This is a genomic window from Streptomyces sp. NPDC002520 (assembly GCF_053595235.1).
This window is the reverse complement of the sequence record NZ_JBSFXG010000023.1, coordinates 86,268-102,174: the sequence shown is the minus strand read 5'-3', so window position 1 is coordinate 102,174 and position 15,907 is coordinate 86,268. Positions and strand designations below refer to the sequence as shown.

General features: G+C 72.9%; 15 protein-coding genes. 7 read left to right on the top strand and 8 right to left on the bottom strand.

From position 1 onward, the window contains the following. The first annotated feature begins 60 nt into the window (after positions 1–60). Positions 61–930, top strand: a complete 870-nt coding sequence (locus ACWD5D_RS28295; RefSeq protein WP_451375574.1) for a 5-oxoprolinase subunit C family protein — start codon at positions 61–63, stop codon at positions 928–930. Here ACWD5D_RS28295 and ACWD5D_RS28290 read toward each other — a convergent pair. From ACWD5D_RS28290 to ACWD5D_RS28270, 5 genes are all read right to left on the bottom strand, one after another. Then, the gene (locus ACWD5D_RS28290; RefSeq protein WP_451375573.1) at positions 831–1,799 is read right to left on the bottom strand and encodes an SGNH/GDSL hydrolase family protein; all 969 of its coding nucleotides are present in this window, start codon (positions 1,797–1,799) and stop codon (positions 831–833) included. The two genes, ACWD5D_RS28295 and ACWD5D_RS28290, sit on opposite strands and share 100 nt — an antisense overlap. Then, positions 1,796–2,977 (bottom strand): glycosyltransferase, encoded by a 1,182-nt coding sequence (locus ACWD5D_RS28285; protein WP_451375572.1) that lies wholly within the window; start codon positions 2,975–2,977, stop codon positions 1,796–1,798. The genes ACWD5D_RS28290 and ACWD5D_RS28285 overlap by 4 nt, the downstream gene beginning before the upstream one ends. Further along, complete coding sequence (locus tag ACWD5D_RS28280) at positions 2,974–4,104, bottom strand: glycosyltransferase family 4 protein (RefSeq protein ID WP_451375571.1); 1,131 nt, start codon at positions 4,102–4,104, stop codon at positions 2,974–2,976. Before ACWD5D_RS28280 ends, ACWD5D_RS28285 begins: the two co-directional genes overlap by 4 nt. 149 nt (positions 4,105–4,253) lie before the next feature. Next, the gene (locus ACWD5D_RS28275) at positions 4,254–5,672 is read right to left on the bottom strand and encodes a HEAT repeat domain-containing protein (RefSeq protein WP_451375570.1); all 1,419 of its coding nucleotides are present in this window, start codon (positions 5,670–5,672) and stop codon (positions 4,254–4,256) included. A gap of 297 nt (positions 5,673–5,969) precedes the next feature. Then, positions 5,970–6,362: an ankyrin repeat domain-containing protein gene (locus tag ACWD5D_RS28270; protein WP_451375569.1), complete on the bottom strand. Its 393-nt coding sequence runs from the start codon at positions 6,360–6,362 to the stop codon at positions 5,970–5,972. A 265-nt stretch (positions 6,363–6,627) separates the two neighbouring features. Here ACWD5D_RS28270 and ACWD5D_RS28265 point away from each other — a divergent pair, with 265 nt between their 5' ends. Beyond that, the gene (locus tag ACWD5D_RS28265; protein WP_451375568.1) at positions 6,628–6,822 is read left to right on the top strand and encodes a hypothetical protein; all 195 of its coding nucleotides are present in this window, start codon (positions 6,628–6,630) and stop codon (positions 6,820–6,822) included. 37 nt (positions 6,823–6,859) lie between these two features. Next, positions 6,860–8,467, top strand: coding sequence for an ATP-binding cassette domain-containing protein (locus ACWD5D_RS28260; RefSeq protein WP_451375567.1), 1,608 nt, complete (start codon positions 6,860–6,862; stop codon positions 8,465–8,467). A gap of 230 nt (positions 8,468–8,697) precedes the next feature. Here ACWD5D_RS28260 and ACWD5D_RS28255 read toward each other — a convergent pair whose 3' ends face one another. After that, positions 8,698–10,206 carry an SCO1417 family MocR-like transcription factor gene (locus tag ACWD5D_RS28255; protein ID WP_451375566.1) on the bottom strand — a complete coding sequence of 503 codons (1,509 nt, stop codon included), beginning with the start codon at positions 10,204–10,206 and terminating at the stop codon, positions 8,698–8,700. Positions 10,207–10,308: 102 nt separating this feature from the next. On the opposite strand from ACWD5D_RS28255, the gene yczE reads away from it, so the two are divergent. The 4 genes from yczE (at position 10,309) to ACWD5D_RS28235 (ending at position 13,821) form a co-directional block, all read left to right on the top strand. Next, complete coding sequence (yczE, locus tag ACWD5D_RS28250) at positions 10,309–10,998, top strand: membrane protein YczE (protein WP_451375565.1); 690 nt, start codon at positions 10,309–10,311, stop codon at positions 10,996–10,998. A 5-nt stretch (positions 10,999–11,003) separates the two neighbouring features. Further along, entirely contained in the window at positions 11,004–11,771 is a 768-nt protein-coding gene (locus ACWD5D_RS28245; protein WP_451375608.1) for a glycerophosphodiester phosphodiesterase, read from the top strand. Between the two features lie 61 nt (positions 11,772–11,832). Continuing rightward, positions 11,833–13,179: an MFS transporter gene (locus ACWD5D_RS28240; RefSeq protein ID WP_451375564.1), complete on the top strand. Its 1,347-nt coding sequence runs from the start codon at positions 11,833–11,835 to the stop codon at positions 13,177–13,179. A 267-nt stretch (positions 13,180–13,446) separates the two neighbouring features. Further along, positions 13,447–13,821 (top strand): RNA polymerase-binding protein RbpA, encoded by a 375-nt coding sequence (locus tag ACWD5D_RS28235; RefSeq protein WP_150943815.1) that lies wholly within the window; start codon positions 13,447–13,449, stop codon positions 13,819–13,821. Positions 13,822–14,071: 250 nt separating this feature from the next. Here the strand turns inward: ACWD5D_RS28235 and fxsA are convergent, their stop codons facing one another. Both fxsA and ACWD5D_RS28225 read right to left on the bottom strand, forming a co-directional pair. Further along, positions 14,072–14,626 (bottom strand): FxsA family membrane protein, encoded by a 555-nt coding sequence (gene fxsA / locus ACWD5D_RS28230; protein WP_451375563.1) that lies wholly within the window; start codon positions 14,624–14,626, stop codon positions 14,072–14,074. A gap of 47 nt (positions 14,627–14,673) precedes the next feature. Next, positions 14,674–15,468, bottom strand: coding sequence for a polyprenol monophosphomannose synthase (locus ACWD5D_RS28225; RefSeq protein WP_451375562.1), 795 nt, complete (start codon positions 15,466–15,468; stop codon positions 14,674–14,676). Positions 15,469–15,907: the final 439 nt, after the last annotated feature.

Sequence of the window (15,907 nt, the reverse complement as noted above, 5' to 3'; positions counted from 1 at the left end):
CCCCGCACCCACGCAGCGCGCGGCCCACGCGTGCGCGTACTGCCCACAGGCGGAGGACGCATGACCGACCGTGCGCTCGTCGTCGTGCGGGCCGGGGCGCTGACCACCGTGCAGGACCGGGGGCGGCCCGGGTACGCGCACCTCGGCGTGCCCCGCTCCGGGGCGCTCGACCCGGCCGCGGCGGCGCTCCTCAACCGGCTGGTCGGCAACGCGCCGGACGCGGCCGTCCTGGAGACCACGCTCAACGGCTGCGCGGTGCGCCCCCGTTCGACCGTGACCGTCGCGGTGGGCGGCGCCCCCTGTGCCGTCACGGTGGGCGGCCGCCCGGCGGCCTGGGGCGGCCCGGTCGTCGTACCCGCCGGTGACCTGCTGGAGGTGGGAACGGCGGTGGCGGGTGTCCGCGCCTATGTGGCCGTCTCGGGCGGCATCGCCGTGGAGCCGGTGCTCGGCAGCCGCGCCACGGATCTGCTGTCCGGGCTCGGACCGGCGCCGCTCACCGACGGCACGGTGCTGCCGCTCGGCGCCCCGGCCGGGCCGCCCGCGCGCGTGGACGCCGTCCCGCAGCCGTGCCCGCCGGCCGAACTCGTGCTCCGGGTGACGCCGGGGCCGCGCGCGGACTGGTTCACGGCACGGGCGGTCCGGGACCTGACCACGCGCGCGTACCGGGTGTCGGCGGCGAGCAACCGCATCGGTCTGCGCACCGAGGGCCCCGCGCTGGAGCGAGCGAGGCCAGGTGAACTGCCCAGCGAGGGCATGGTGCTCGGCGCGGTCCAGGTCCCGCCGGACGGCCGGCCGGTGGTCTTCCTGGCCGACCATCCGACCACCGGGGGCTACCCGGTGATCGCCGTGGTCCGCACGGCCGACCTCCCGGCGGCGGCGCAGGCGGTCCCGGGTACGCCCGTCAGGTTCGTCTCCGTACGACGCCGCTGAGCCTCGGCGCCGGTCTCGGGACGGTCCGGCGGCTCCGCCACCGCGAGGGCGGACAGGGCGGACGACACCGCGTCGGACGCGCGCAGGTCGAGGTGGGAGCCGGTGCCCCGCGCGCGGTGCCGCAGTTCGGCGCCGGCCAGCCGCAGCAACTGGGGCAGCAGGTCGTTGCAGCGCCGCACCACCCAGCCGGTGCCCGCGGTGGCCAGCCACAGCAGGCTCGCCGAGCGGGGCGGCGCGGGGAACTCCGGTTCGGGCGAGGGCGGTGCCCCGGTGGCCAGGCCCGCCTCCGCGAGCAGGGCGTGGAAGCGGACGGCGAGCTGCCGGTGGCCGCGCTCGCCCGGGTGCAGCCGGTCCGCGCTCCACAGGGCGCGGTCGGTGAGCCAGACGCCCTCGGAGGCGTGCAGGTGGATCGCTCCGTACCGGTCGGACAGCGCGTGGACGACCGCGTTGACCGCCCGCTGCCGGCGCGCCAGCGGGCGGGCGAGGGCCGCCGGGAGGCGCAGCATGGCGCCGGGGTCGGGCAGGCAGGCGGTGAGCAGGGTGGTGCCCTGGGCGGTGAAGGAGGCGTACACCCGGTCGAGACGTGCGGCGACCGCGTGGATGTCGTAGGTGTTGCGCAGGGTGTCGTTGACTCCGATGACCACGGACGCGAGGTCCGGGCGCAGTTCGAGGGCGGCAGGGGCCTGCCGTTCCAGCACGTCCAGGGTCTGCGCGCCGCTGACCGCGAGGTTGGTGAACTCGGCCTGCCCGGTGCCGGCCGCGAGGCCGCCGGCCAGCAGTGCGGCCCAGCCGCGCCAGCCGTCACCGACCGGGTCGCCCACGCCCTCGGTGAGGGAGTCACCGAGGGCAACGAAGCGCACGCGTCTCATGCCACGCCCTCCCGGACGGCGCGGCGGGCCGGGGCGTCGTGGCGCCGGAGCATCTCCGCGTCGTGCGCGGCCAGGAACGCCTCCACGGCCGCTCCCCACCCGAAGCACTCCGCACGCGCGCGTGCGGCCTCCCGCCGGTCGGACTCGGGGCGCGCCAGGAGCAGCTCGACGGCGTCGGCGAAGGCGTCTCCGTGGTCGGCCGCCGTCGCGCCGGCGGTGCCGATCACCTCGGACAGCGCGGAGGACGCGCTCGCGACCACGGGCGTCCCGGACGCCATGGCCTCCAGCGCGGCCAGCCCGAAGGTCTCGGCGGGCCCGGGGGCGAGGCACACGTCGGCCGAGGCCTGGAGCGCGCCGAGTGCCCTGCGGTCGGAGAGGTGGCCCAGGAAGGTCACCGGCAGCCCGTGTTCCCGCGCGCGCTGTTCCAGACGGGGGCGCAGCGGCCCGTCGCCCGCCACCACCAGCACCGCCTGCCGTCCGCGCCGCAGCAGCGCCTCCAGGGCGTCCACGGCGGTGCCGGGCCGCTTCTCGACGGACAGCCGGGAGCACATCACGAGGAGCGCCTCGTCCTCGCGCGCGTGCATCGTGCGTACGCCGGGATCGCGCAGGTCCGGGTGGCGTTCCATCAGGTCGACACCCAAGGGGGCGCGTACGACATTGCGCGCGCCGATGCGGACGAACTCGCGCTCGGCGAACTCGGTGGTGCACACGATCCGCGAGTAGACGTGCGCGGTGCGGGTGTTGAGGGCGTCGGCGGCGCGCCGGGACAGGTTCTCGGGCAGGCCCCAGGTGCGGAGCACGCCGTCGGCGGTCTCGTGGGAGACCATCACGGCGGGCACCCGGGCGCGCCGGGCCCACCGGCCGGTCCACCGCAGGGTGGTGCGGTCGGAGACCTCGAGGCGGTCCGGGGCCAGATCCTCCAGGAGGTCGGCGACGCGTCGCTTGTCGGTCAGGACGCGGTAGCCGCCGGTGCCGGGCAGCAGGGGGCCGGGCAGGGTGATGACCCGGCCCTGCTCGGTGTCGCGATCGGTGTACCGCTCGCCGGGCACGATCAGCACCGGCTCGTGTCCGGCCGCCAGGAAGCCTCTGCCCAGTTCGCGCAGAGCGGTGCGCAGACCGCCGGAGGCCGGGGCGACGAAATTGGCGAGCCGGACGATGCGCAGGGGTCGGCCGGTCATACCGCCACCGCCGTCTTCCGTGCCGCGCGCACGTCCTCGTAGTGGGCGATGAGCTGGTCTCCGACGGCGGCCCAGGTGCGTCCCTCGACGGTGGCCCGTCCGGCGGCGCCGTACGCGGCGCGGCGGGCCGGGTCGGTGGCCAGGGTGCGTACGGCCTCCTCCACCGCGGCCGCGTCGCGCGGCGGGACGAGCAGTCCGGTCCGGCCGTGGTCGACCAGGTCGAGCGGACCGCCCGCGGCGGGCGCGACGACCGGAACGCCACTGGCCATGGCCTCCTGGACGGTCTGGCAGAAGGTCTCGAAGGGGCCGGTGTGGACGAACAGGTCCAGTGAGGCGAAGATCCGGGCGAGCTCGTCGCCGGTGCGGCGGCCCAGGAAGACCGCGCCGGGCAGGGCCTCGGTGAGGTGGGCGTGGCTGGGTCCGTCACCGACGATCACGACCCGCACGCCGGGCAGGCCGCAGGCTCCGGCAAGGAGTTCGACCTGCTTCTCGGGGGCGAGCCGGCCGACGTAGCCGACGATCACCTCGCCGTTCGGGGCGAGTTCGCGGCGCAGCGCCTCGTCGCGCAGGTCTGGCCGGAAACGGACGGTGTCCACGCCACGCGGCCACAGCCGCACCCGGGGCACACCGTGTTCCTCGAGGTCGTGCTGGGCGGCGTTGGACGGGGCCAGGGTGCGGTCGGCAGCGGAGTGCACGGAGCGGATCCGGCGCCAGGCGGCCGCCTCGCCGGCGCCCACGTAGGTGCGGGCGTAACCGGCCAGGTCGGTCTGGTAGACGGCGACGGCGGGGATGCCGAGCCGGGCGGCGGCGGCCATGCCGCGGACGCCGAGGATGAAGGGACTTGCCAGGTGGACCACGTCGGCGCGGTGCTCGGTGAGCGCGGCGGCGAGGCGTCGGCTGGGGAGGGCGACGCGCACCTGGGGGTAGCCGGGGAGCGGGAGGGAGGGGACTCGGACGACGGGGCAGGGCTCCGCCAGCGCGTCGGGCTTGGTGCCGGGCGCGGTGCTGGGGGCGACGACGAGCGGAAGGTGACCGCGATCTACGAGGTGCCGGGCGGTCTGGAACGCGCAGTGAGCCACGCCGTTCACATCGGGGGGAAAGGATTCGGTCACGATGACGACACGCATACGGGTGTTGTCGCCGTACCGGACGTGGCCGCGTCAACGTCGATCTTTCCGGACGGGGAACGATCCGTGAGCGTTGTGCGGCCCACCCCCGCAGGTCAGAACGTGTCCCCCGTTGTCCACGCCCACCTGGTCCGCGGGTCACGCGGCGTTCATGAACCCGACCCTTCGGATGCGATACGGCTGCGGACCGCTGTCTGTACCTCGTCCTCCTCGGCCGGATCGGCGGCGAGGCGGCGAAGCCGCTCGACGACCCGGGCGTCACCGGTCTCGGCGTGCCGGGCGGCGATCTCGCGGGTGGTCTCCTCGCAGTCCCACAGGCATTCGACGGCGAAGCCGGTGGCGAAGGAGGGGTCGGTGGCGGCCAGGGCGCGGGCCGCGCGGCCGCGCAGGTGGGACGAGGCCGTCTCCCGGTAGATGTGGCGCAGCACGGGGGCCGCGCACGCGATGCCGAGGCGTCCGGCGCCGTCGACGAGGGTCCACAGGGTCGGCGCGTCGGGGCCGTCGCCGCGTACGGCCTCACGGAGCGCGCCGAGGACGAGGTCGCTGTCCTGTGCTCCGCCGCGACAGGCGAGCATGCGTCCGGCGGCGGCGCCGAGCACGTCGGGGCGCTGGGCCCAGCGGCGCGCGCGGTCGACGGCGGCGATGCTGCGCATCCGCTCGAAGGCGTCCACGGCGGCCTCCACGACGGGGGTGGGGCCGTCGGCGACCGCGGCCTCGATCAGATCGAGGGCGTCGGGGTCGTTGTTGTCGGCGAGGTAGCGCAGAGCCGTGCAGCGGGCGCCCTCGGTGCCGGCCCGCGCGGCCCGCAGGATCTCCGGCCGGTCCTCGGGTCCGGCCACGGCGGCCAGACAGCGGGCGGCGGGGACATGGAGGGCGGCACCGCGTTCGACGCCCTGCTGGGCCCACTCGAAGACGGCACTCACGCTCCATCCGGGGCGTGGTCCGCTGGGCCGCATCTGGCGCTGCCAGCGGTCGAAACAGCCGGTCTCCTGGGCGGCACGCACGCGCGTGGCGATCGATGCGCGGGGGTGCTCGGCCCACAGACGCCAGGGCCTCGGCTCGAAGGCGTCCCGAACGGCGACGGCCAGCTCGGCCTCGCCCTCCGGGTCGGCGGGAAACCGGGCCAGGACGGGGGCGGCGAGGGCGCGCAGGCCCGCGTCGTCGTCCCTGAGGGCCAGCTCGTCCAGGGCCCAGGCCCAGTTGGAGCCGTGCGCGGCGTACCTGCGCAGCAGTTCGAGCGCGTCCAGCCTGCCGTAGGAGGCGAGGTGCCCGAGGACCGCGAGCGCGAGGCCGGTGCGGGACTCGTCGGTGTCGAGGACGTCCTCGGGGTCGAAGAGGTGCGCCTCGATGGCGTCCAGCTCGCCGTTCAGGTCGAGGTAGAGCCGGGCGTAGTAGAGGGAGCGGTTCTCGAGCTGCCAGTCGTGGCGGGGGTCGTGGAGCACGCAGTGGTCGAGGGCCGCGAGCGCTTCCGCGCGCGGGGCGGTGAGTGCGTGCAGTGTGCCGTCGCCGCGGCCTCGCTGGAGCAGGCCGAGCAGCGTACCGCTGGGCGCTATGACCGGATCGAACATGGGAAACAGCCTCACATCAAGCGTCGACGCAACCGGGGAACACGCACTACCTGGCCGCGTGACACAACGTCGGAGCGCCCGCCGTCTCTTGCTTGCTGTAGACCATCTCTCTGCCTCTCGTCGGTGGCCCATGCGGACCGATCACGGCCCGCGCGGTGCGGCAACACCTGCCCAGCCATCGCGTCCGTGAATCACGACGTCATGATGACCCGCGGTGTGTGCTGCCGCGACCGTATTTCCGGCGGCCCTGTACCGCCTCCCCCGTTTTCCGTGTCGTACCTGGTCAGGACGTTCGCATCAGTGCGCGCCGAACATTTCCAGGAGGTCCGTCTTGCCGAACATGCGCGCCGTGTCCACGGCCGACGGGGTGCCCGTGGCCGGGTCGGCGCCGCCCTCCAGGAGGGCCTTGATCACTTCCGTCTCCCCCTTGAAGACGGCACCGGCGAGCGGGGTCTGGCCCCGGTCGTTGATCCGGTTCGCCTCCGCGCCGCGGGAAAGCAGCTCGCGTACGGCGTCGGCGTGGCCGTGGTAGGCCGCGAGCATCACCAGTGAGTCACCACGGTCGTTGGTGAGGTTGGCCGGAACGCCCGCGTCGACATACGCCACCAGCGCCTCGGTCCGCCCCTGCCGGGCCAGATCGAAGATCTTGGTCGCCAGCTCCACGACCTCGGGGTCGGGGGCTTCACTCATCGCCGGACCGCCTCTCGTTACAACCGTTCAGGTGAATCGCAAGAGTACTGGCTCGCGCCGCACATGACCGGATGCGCCCGAGGTAAAGATCACCGCACACTCCACCGGACGCAATCAACCGGCTCAACCGGCGTATCAACGACTCCGCCACCCGAAGGAAAAAGGCCGCAATTCACCCAGTTGCACCTTTTATCCTATGGATACATCCTGTGATCCTGGAAGTACTCATGGTGACTGTCCCCACCTCGACACCAGGAGGTCTCGAATGATCCTCTCCATGTCCGGCGTCGTCCTGCTCGGCATCGTCGTCTTCCTCTTCTTCCGGAAGGACGGACTCAAGGGCTCGCACGCCACCATCTCGGCACTCTTCGGCTTCTACCTCTCCAGCACGGCCATCGCCCCCAGCATCAAAGCCGGCGGCGAGAGCCTGGCGAGCCTCCTCGGCGGCATCAAGTTCTGATCCCCGTCCCGCCCGTACGCAGCAACAGGAGACAGCAGTGGCCCGGCCTCTCCCCCGCATTCTGAGCAAAGACAGCGCGCAGATCGCCCGGACGCAGATCGCCCGGAGCCGGGAGTTGGCCCGGACGGCGGCCGACAGCGCCACCGATGTCCTCCACCCACTGATCACCATCTCGCGCGGTCTGCGCCGGCTGGCCTCGGCCGGGCGGCGCAAGTGGGCCGAAACACCCAAGGACAAACGCGGGCCGCTGCTGTTCCTGGCGGCCTCCATGGTCCTTGTCGTGGGAATGATGCCGTACGGGCCGCTGCTGGCCGCCATCAGCCTGATGGCGGCGGCTGCCTGGCACGGCCGCGACCGCACTCCGCCGGCACCCGAGGGCCCCGACGAGTCGCAGAGCGAACGGCTCCAGTCCGTGTACGAGGCCCTTGTGCCCTACTTCTCGACCACCGAGGACCCCGCGCCGCTGTACTCGCACGGCGGAGAGTGGGAGAAGGCCTACGCGACCCACGAGTTCGACGACTCCGGGCGCATCGGCCACCTCGTGATCCGCTACCCGGCCTACTTCCCCGACGGCAGCCCCGAGGCCCGCGCGCGGATCGAGCAGCTGCTCACCGCGAAGGCCGGGCGCGGCCGTGAGTACCACTTCAGCTGGGACGAGGAGGGCAACCGGCTCACGATCGACGCTCTCGCCCCGCTGCCCACCGACATCGCCGCCCAGCGCTTCGTCACCGCGCCGGGCGAGACCGTCCTCGGCTTCACCGACCCCACCGAGGTGCAGCGCACGCTCCCTCTCTCCTACGGAGAGGAACAGCGCGACGTCCCGCCGGTCGTCTGGCGCACCGGCATCCGCTCCACCGAGCCGCACCTGCTGGCCATGGGCCACCCCGGCAGCGGCACTTCCACCCTGCTGCGCTCCATCGCCCTGCAGGCCCTCCAGTACGGCGACGTCCTCGTCGTTGACGGCGGCGGCACCGGCGAGTACACGTGCCTGGCCGGCCGGGACGGCGTACTGGCCGTGGAGTGCGCGCCGACCGGCGCGGTGGCGAGCCTGGAGTGGGCCACGCACGAGACCGAGCGGCGTCTCATCGCCATCAACCGCGCCAGGCAGGCGGGCGAACCACCACCGGAGGACACCAGGCGCCCGCTGTGGATCCTCCTGGACCGCCCGACCGTCTTCACCCACCTTGCCGAGGCGGACCACCGCACCGATCCGCAGGCCCTGCTCCAGGTACCGCTGCGGCACGGCCGCACCGCGAACGTCACGGTCGTCGTGGCCGAGCAGTTCGACAGCGCGGAGAACCTGAGCGAGGCGGTACGCCAGCACACACGCGCGCGTGTCGTCCTCGGGCCCGCCGCGCCGCAACAGGTCGAGGCCGTGCTGGGCGCTCCGCCCCACACGACCCCCCTGACCCAGGTACCGGCCGGCCGCGGCTACGCCCGCCTCGGCTCCGGCCCCGTCCACCGCCTTCAGGTCCCCTTCACCCCGGACCCCTACGACGACGCGACCAGCGAGCCGGACCGTCAGGCGGTGCTGTCCCTGCTGCCGCCGCGTACGCCTGCGGCGGGCGCGGAGCCGACGGAGACTGTCACTGCCGTCGAAGCGGCACCGCTGGCTGCGGAGGCCGTGGCTGCGGAGAGTTCGTGAGCACGCGGGTCCGCGGGGGCCGGTCGCGCAGTTCCCCGCGCCCCTGAGGAACTGCAGAGCCATCGGCCGCATCGGCTCCGCGTCCGCCCCCGCAGCCGACAGTCCATCAGCGCGCGGGTCCGCGGGGGCCGTCGCGCAGTTCCCCGCGCCCCTAGAAAGCTGCCGAGCCGTCGGCCGCATCGGTTCCGTGCCAACCCCGGCCACCCACAGCTTGTGAGCGTGTGCGTTCGCTACGCCACGAACGTGCGCGGTGGCTCCGCGCCTCCCGTCGCCCCCGTCTCCACCAGGTGGGCGGCGGCCGCCAGGCGGCTCGCCGCTTCTTCCGCCACCGCTCCCCCGACCGTGAACGGCAGCCGGACGTAGCCCTCGAACGCGCCGTCGACGCCGAAGCGGGGGCCGGATGGGACGCGGACGCCGACGCGCTCGCCGGCTTCGGCCAGCCGCGAGCCCGAGAGACCGCCGGCTCGGACCCAGAGCGTCAGGCCGCCCCGGGGGACCTCGAACTCCCAGTCGGGCAGTTCACGGCGGAGCGCGGCCACCAGGGCGTCACGGTTCTCGCGGGCCTGCCCCCGGCGCAGAGCCACGGCCTGCTCCCAGCCTCCCGTACTGAACAGCCAGTTGACGGCCAGCTGCTCCAGGACGGGCGTGCCGAGGTCGGCGTACGCGCGGGCGGCGACCAGGCTGCGGATGACGTCCGGGGCGGCGCGCACCCAGCCGATGCGCATGCCCGCCCAGAACGCCTTGCTGGCCGAGCCGACCGTGATGACGGTCGAACCGGCCGGGTCGAAGCCGCAGACCGGACGGGGCATCCCGCCGTTCTCGTACTCCTCCTCGAGCCACAGCTCGCTCATCGTCTCGTCGGCGACCAGCACGGTCCCGGCCGAGCGGGCCGCGTCCACCAGTCGGCGCCGCTGGTCCTCGTCGGCGAGCGCGCCGGTCGGGTTGTGGAAGTCGGCGACGACGTAGGCGAGGCGGGGCGCCGCCTCGCGCAGCACCTGGCGCCAGCGGTCCAGGTCCCAGCCGGACAGCCCCTCGGCCATCGCGACGGGGACGAGCCGCGCACCCCCCTCACGCATCAGCTGAAGGATGTTGGCGTACGACGGGGACTCGACGGCGATGCGCTCACCGCGGCCCGCGAAGAGGTGGCAGATGGCGTCGATGGCGCCCATGGCCCCGGTCGTCACCATGATCTGCTCGGGCATGGTGGGGATCCCGCGCGTGGTGTAGCGCTCGGCGATCATCGCGCGCAGGGCCGGCAGCCCGGCCGGGTAGTCGCCGTGCGTGTGGGCGTACGGCGGCAGTTCCTCGAGGGCGCCCTGGACGGCCCGGGTCAGCCAGGGCTCCGGGGCCGGGAGGGCGGCGCAGCCCAGGTCGATCACCGATCCGAGCGCCTCGGGCGGCAGGGGTTCGAGACCGCGCGCGGGCAGCGGGTTGCCCGCCGGGACCGCCGTCCAGCTGCCCGCGCCGCGCCGGGACTCCAGGAAGCCCTCGGTGCGCAGCGCCTCGTAGGCGGCGGCGACGGTGGTGCGGCTGACGGAGAGGGCGAGGGCCAGTTCCCGTTCGGCGGGCAGCCGGGCGGCCACCGGGACGCGCCCTTCGAGCACGAGGAGCCGGATACCGTCGGCCAGGGCGCGGTAGGCGGGGGGACGGCGCGTACCGGGGCCCGCGGGGCGATCCTGCTGGGAATTGAGGAGCCGGGCGAGCTGTGCGGCCCCTACCGCCGAGGTCCACTGCGCCATGACAATCAGTCCACCTTCCCCGAATTGGCCATGGATGACGATCCATCCCAAGCCACACAGTGTCACGAGTCAGGCCACAATCACCACCCAGGGGGGTATGTCGTGCCCAACACCGGGTCCGCCACCGGGTCCACCGCCACGTCCGTCACCGGCCACCTCGCGCGCCGGTTGATCCAGTTGTACGTCGGGCTCGCGCTGTACGGCGCGAGTTCCGCGCTCCTCGTCGAGGCGGGGCTGGGCCTGGAACCCTGGAACGTGCTGCACCAGGGCCTCGCGGAACTCACCGGAATGACCATCGGCGTGGTGTCGATCTTCGTGGGCGCGGCGGTGCTGCTGCTGTGGATCCCGCTGCGCCAGCGGCCCGGCCTCGGCACCGTCTCCAACGTCTTCGTCGTAGGGCTCGCGATGGACGGCACCCTCGCCCTCGTCCCCGACGTGCACAGCCTCGCCGTACGCGTTCCGCTGATGGTGGCCGGCATCGTGCTGAACGGCGTGGCGACCGGCCTCTACATCGCGGCGAGTTTCGGGCCCGGCCCACGTGACGGTCTGATGACCGGCCTGCACCGGCGTACGGGCCGCTCGATCCGGCTCATGCGCACGGTCGTCGAGGTCGCGGTGGTGGTCACCGGATTCGTGCTGGGCGGCACCATCGGCGTCGGCACGCTGCTGTACGCGGTGTCGATCGGACCGCTGGCCCAGCTGTTCCTGAAGATGTTCGCCGTCCCCGCGGCATCGGACAGCAGCACGGTCGTTGCCGAGCGGACACCGGGGAGAGCGATACTGCGTCCGTGACCACCGTGACACCACCCCTGCGGCACCCCTATCTGGACCACCCCGGCCCGATCCCGTTCGCCCACCGCGGCGGGGCCGCCGACGGGCTGGAGAACACCGTGGCGCAGTTCCGGCGCGCGGTCGACATGGGCTACCGGTACATCGAGACCGACGTCCACACGACGACGGACGGCAAGCTGGTCGCCTTCCACGACACCACGCTCGACCGGGTCACCGACGGGGCCGGCCGCATCGCCGACCTGCCGTGGGAGGACGTCCGGCACGCGCGCGTGGGCGGGCGGGAACCCATACCGCTCTTCGAGGAGCTGCTGGAGACCTTCCCCGAGGTCCGCTGGAACGTGGACCTCAAGGCGGAGTCCTCCTTGCGCCCCTTCCTGGAGCTGATCGAGCGCACGGACGCCTGGGACCGCGTCTGCGTGGGCTCCTTCTCCGAGGCGCGGGTGCTGCGGGCACAGCGGCTGGCCGGACCGCGGCTGGCCACCTCGTTCGGCACGCGCGGAGTACTCAGTCTGCGGCTGCGCTCCTGGGGGCTGCCGGCCTCGGTGCGCCGCTCCGCCGTCGCCGCGCAGGTGCCCGAGGCCCAGTCGGGCGTCCCTGTGGTCGACGAGCGCTTCGTCCGCGCCGCCCACGCGCGCGGCCTCCAGGTGCACGTGTGGACGATCAACGAACCGGATCGGATGCACCGGCTCCTGGACCTGGGTGTCGATGGCATCATGACCGATCACATCGACACCTTGCGCAAGGTCATGGAGGACCGCGGCGTCTGGGTCTGACCACCCAAGGCGGCGGGGTCGCGCCTTCGCACGGCACCAGGGCGGGGAAGCGGGGGCACGGGTGGGCACCGACACCCTTCGGGCACAGGCGGCCGAGGAGGCCGCCGGGCTGCGGCGCGAACAGCGCGGCTGGTACTTCTACGACTGGGCGTGCTCGGTCTACTCGACGAGCGTCCTGACCGTGTTCCTCGGCCCGTACCTGACGGCGGTCGCCGAGCACGCGGCCGACGTGGACGGCTACGTCCACCCGCTGGGCGTCCCCGTCCGCGCGGGCTCCTTCTTCGCGTACTCCGTGTCCCTGTCGGTGATCCTCGCGGTCGTGGTCATGCCCCTCGTGGGCAGCGTGGCCGACCGTACGGGCCGCAAGAAGCCGCTGCTCGCGGCCGCGGCCTACACCGGGGCGGCCGCCACGACCGGCATGTTCTTCCTGGACGGCGACCGGTATCTGCTCGGCGGGCTGCTCCTCGTCGTGGCCAACGCGGCGCAGTCGGTCGGGATGATGCTCTACAACTCCTACCTGCCGCAGATCGCGCCGCCCGGGCAGCGCGACGCGGTCTCCTCCCGGGGCTGGGCCTTCGGCTACGCGGCGGGCTCGCTCGTCCTCGTCGCCAACCTGGTCCTGTATGCGGGGCACGACTCCTTCGGGTTGTCGCAGGGGGCGGCCGTACGGGTGTGTCTGGCCTCGGCTGGACTGTGGTGGGGCGCCTTCACACTCGTACCGCTGCGCAGGCTGCGCGACCGGCACGCGCGCGTGGAGCGCTCCACAGCGCCCGGACTGCGGCAGCTGAAGGCGACCGTCCGGGACATGCGCCGGCACCCGCTGACCCTCGCCTTCCTGCTGGCGTACCTCGTCTACAACGACGGCATCCAGACGGTGATCTCCCAGGCGTCGCTCTACGGCTCCGAGGAGCTGGGCCTCGGGCAGTCGACGCTCATCGGCGCGGTGCTGCTGGTGCAGGTGCTGGCCGTGGCGGGAGCGCTCGCGATGGGACGGCTGGCGCGGGTCTACGGCGCGCAGCGGACGATCCTCGGCTCGCTGGTCGCCTGGGCGGTGACGCTCGGCGCCGGCTACTTCCTGCCCGCCGGGGAACCGGTGTGGTTCTTCGTGCTGGCCGCCGGGATCGGGCTGGTCCTCGGCGGCAGTCAGGCGCTGTCCCGGTCGCTGTTCTCCCACCTTGTGCCGCCCGGCAAGGAGGCGGAGTACTTCTCGGCGTACGAGGTGAGCGACCGCGGGATGAGCTGGCTCGGCCCGCTGCTGTTCGGCGTGACCTACCAGGTGACCGGAAGCTACCGCTCCGCGATCATCTCCCTGGTGGCCTTCTTCGTCATCGGCTTCGTCCTGCTCGCGCGGGTTCCGGTGCGGCGGGCGATCGGCGACGCGGGCAACCCGGTTCCGGACAGGATTTAGCGTTCAGCGCGAAAGGGCGGTAGTGTACGCGTTTGGCCTGCCAGGCGTACCGTTACTGCGCGTCAAAGATGCCGAAACGCTGGGTGACATCTGCTAGCAGATGTGACAAACCGGGCGCTGGTGGGTACAACAAGGGGCGGCTACGACGGCGACGCATGACCCGGAACGCGACACGGAACGGGAATCTTTACCGCCGACCGGACGTTGACCGGATGACGACGACAGCGACACCTGTCCTGTGGGCGACAAGCCCGGGAGGCACGATTCATGAGTGAGCGAGCTCTTCGCGGTACGCGCCTCGTGGTGACCAGCTACGAGACCGACCGCGGCATCGACCTGGCTCCGCGCCAGGCCGTGGAGTACGCATGTGAGAAGGGGCACCGGTTCGAGATGCCCTTCTCCGTCGAGGCGGAGATTCCGCCGGAGTGGGAGTGCAAGGTCTGCGGGGCCACCGCACTCCTGGTTGACGGCGACGGCCCTGAGGAGAAGAAGGCCAAGCCTGCGCGTACCCACTGGGACATGCTGATGGAGCGGCGTACCCGTGAGGAGCTCGAAGAGGTCCTCGAGGAGCGCCTGGCGGTTCTGCGCTCGGGAGCGATGAACATCGCGGTACACCCCCGGGACAGCCGCAAGTCCGCGTAGTCCCTGCGGGGGCCGGGCCGGAAGCACAGCGCACGTGAGTGACCGCGGGCGCCGTACGTCAGTTGACGTAGGGCGCCCGCGGTCTTGTGTCAGGTGTGGGTTGGTTCAGTTGGTTCGGGGTCGGGGTGTGGGTTGGTTCGGGGTGTGGATTGGCTCGGGCGGGTGACCGGTCCCGGGGGCCGCGCCGCCGGGCACCCCCCACCGGACAACCCCGGACGGGCTGGTGGCTCGAACGCCCTGGCCGGGAGGATCAGCGTGTCAGGGGCGGCCACTGCCCCCCCGCCTCGCGACTGTCCTCCCTGATGATCACCTCGCCCTGCACCACCTTGCCGTCCGGGCGGTGCATGCGGGCCTGCTGGAAGGCGTCGCCGAGGGTGCCGGGTGCGGCCTTGCGGAGGGTGCGCTCCAAGGTGCGCTCCGCGAAGCGGCCGACGGCCTTCTGAATCGGCGGGAGCAGCAGCAGGAGTCCGGCCACGTCGGAGATCAGGCCCGGGATGATCAGCAGCAGGCCGCCGAGCATCATCAGGCCGTTGCCGCCGCCCCGGGCCGGGGACCCGCCGCGCTGGAGCGCCTCGTTGAGGTTCTGGAAGGCGCGGCGGCCCGCACGCTTGATGACCACCGAGCCGGCGACGACGCCCGCCACCAGCAGCAGGAACACGGTCAGCCCGCCCGCCGCGCCCGCGAGCTGGGTCAGCAGCCAGATCTCCAGCACCAGCCAAGCGGCGACGCCCAGCGGCAGATACCTGCGCAGCCGGGAGCGCCGGGGCCGGTCGACGGTGGGAGAGGTGGGTACGCCAGTCGTCATGCCCCCAGTGTGCCTGGGCGCGGCTCAGGGCGGGATAAGAGGTCCGGCTAGGCCTGCTTGCCCTTGCCGGTGATCTTGCCGACGCGGTCCTTCGCGCCCCAGGCGGTGACCCGCCACAGCGCCTCGACAAGGATGTCCTTGCTCATCTTGGAGTCGCCGAGTTCGCGCTCGACGAAGGTGATGGGCACCTCGACCACGTGGTAGCCGGCCTTGACCGCGCGGCGGGCCAGGTCGACCTGGAAGCAGTAGCCCTGCGAGGCGACCTCGTCCAGGCCCAGGCCCTCCAGCGTCTCGCGGCGGAAGGCGCGGTAGCCGCCGGTGATGTCGCGCAGCGGCAGGTCGAGGGCGATGCGGGAGTAGAGGCTGCCGCCGCGGGAGATGAACTCGCGGGACTTGGGCCAGTTGACCACGCGGCCGCCGGGCACCCAGCGGGAGCCGAGCACCAGGTCGGCGCCCTTGAGCGCGGTCAGCAGGCGGGGCAGTTCCTCGGGCTGGTGGGAGCCGTCGGCGTCCATCTCGACCAGCACGCCGTAACCGTGTTCCATGCCCCAGCGGAAGCCCGCGAGGTAGGCCGCGCCCAGACCTTCCTTGCCCTTGCGGTGCAGGACTTGGACCTGCTCGTCGTCTGCGGCCAGTTCGTCCGCGAGCTTGCCGGTGCCGTCCGGGCTGTTGTCGTCCGCCACCAGGACGTGCGCCTCGGGGACGGCCTTGCGCACCCGGCCGACGATGGTCTTGATGTTCTCCGCCTCGTTATAGGTCGGGATGATCACCAAGGCCGTGCCGAGCGGACCGAACTGCCTCCCCTGGGCCTTGGCCGCGAGGGTCCCGTCGCCGTCGTTCACTGCTGCCCCTTCATGTCGTACGCAGGCGTCCACCATAGTGGCCGCATCCTGCGCTGACGTCCTGGCACGTTCGTACGGTGGTGTCGATTCCGCAAGAGCGGGGTAAGAACGTAGTTTTTGGCACCGCATCCGCGACGGATGGGGGCCCGGCGCCCTTCGGGCCGACCCGGGACCCGCTGGCTGTGGGCCTACCGAAGCCGTTGTCTACTGAGCGTCCGGGCCCCACCCGGGTCACACCTGGCCGACCGGCGGGACCGTTCCTCCGTCGGCGCGGGCGCTGAGCCTGGCTCCCAGTGACGGTGCCCCGGTGCGGCACACCGTCCCTGACCCAGCTGCGCTGCGACGAGTTGCGTGAACAATCCCCGGTCGGGCGTCCGGTGGTGGACTCGGACGAACCTACCGGCCCTCCGCCGTCGACTGTCAACAGCCCTCTGACCTG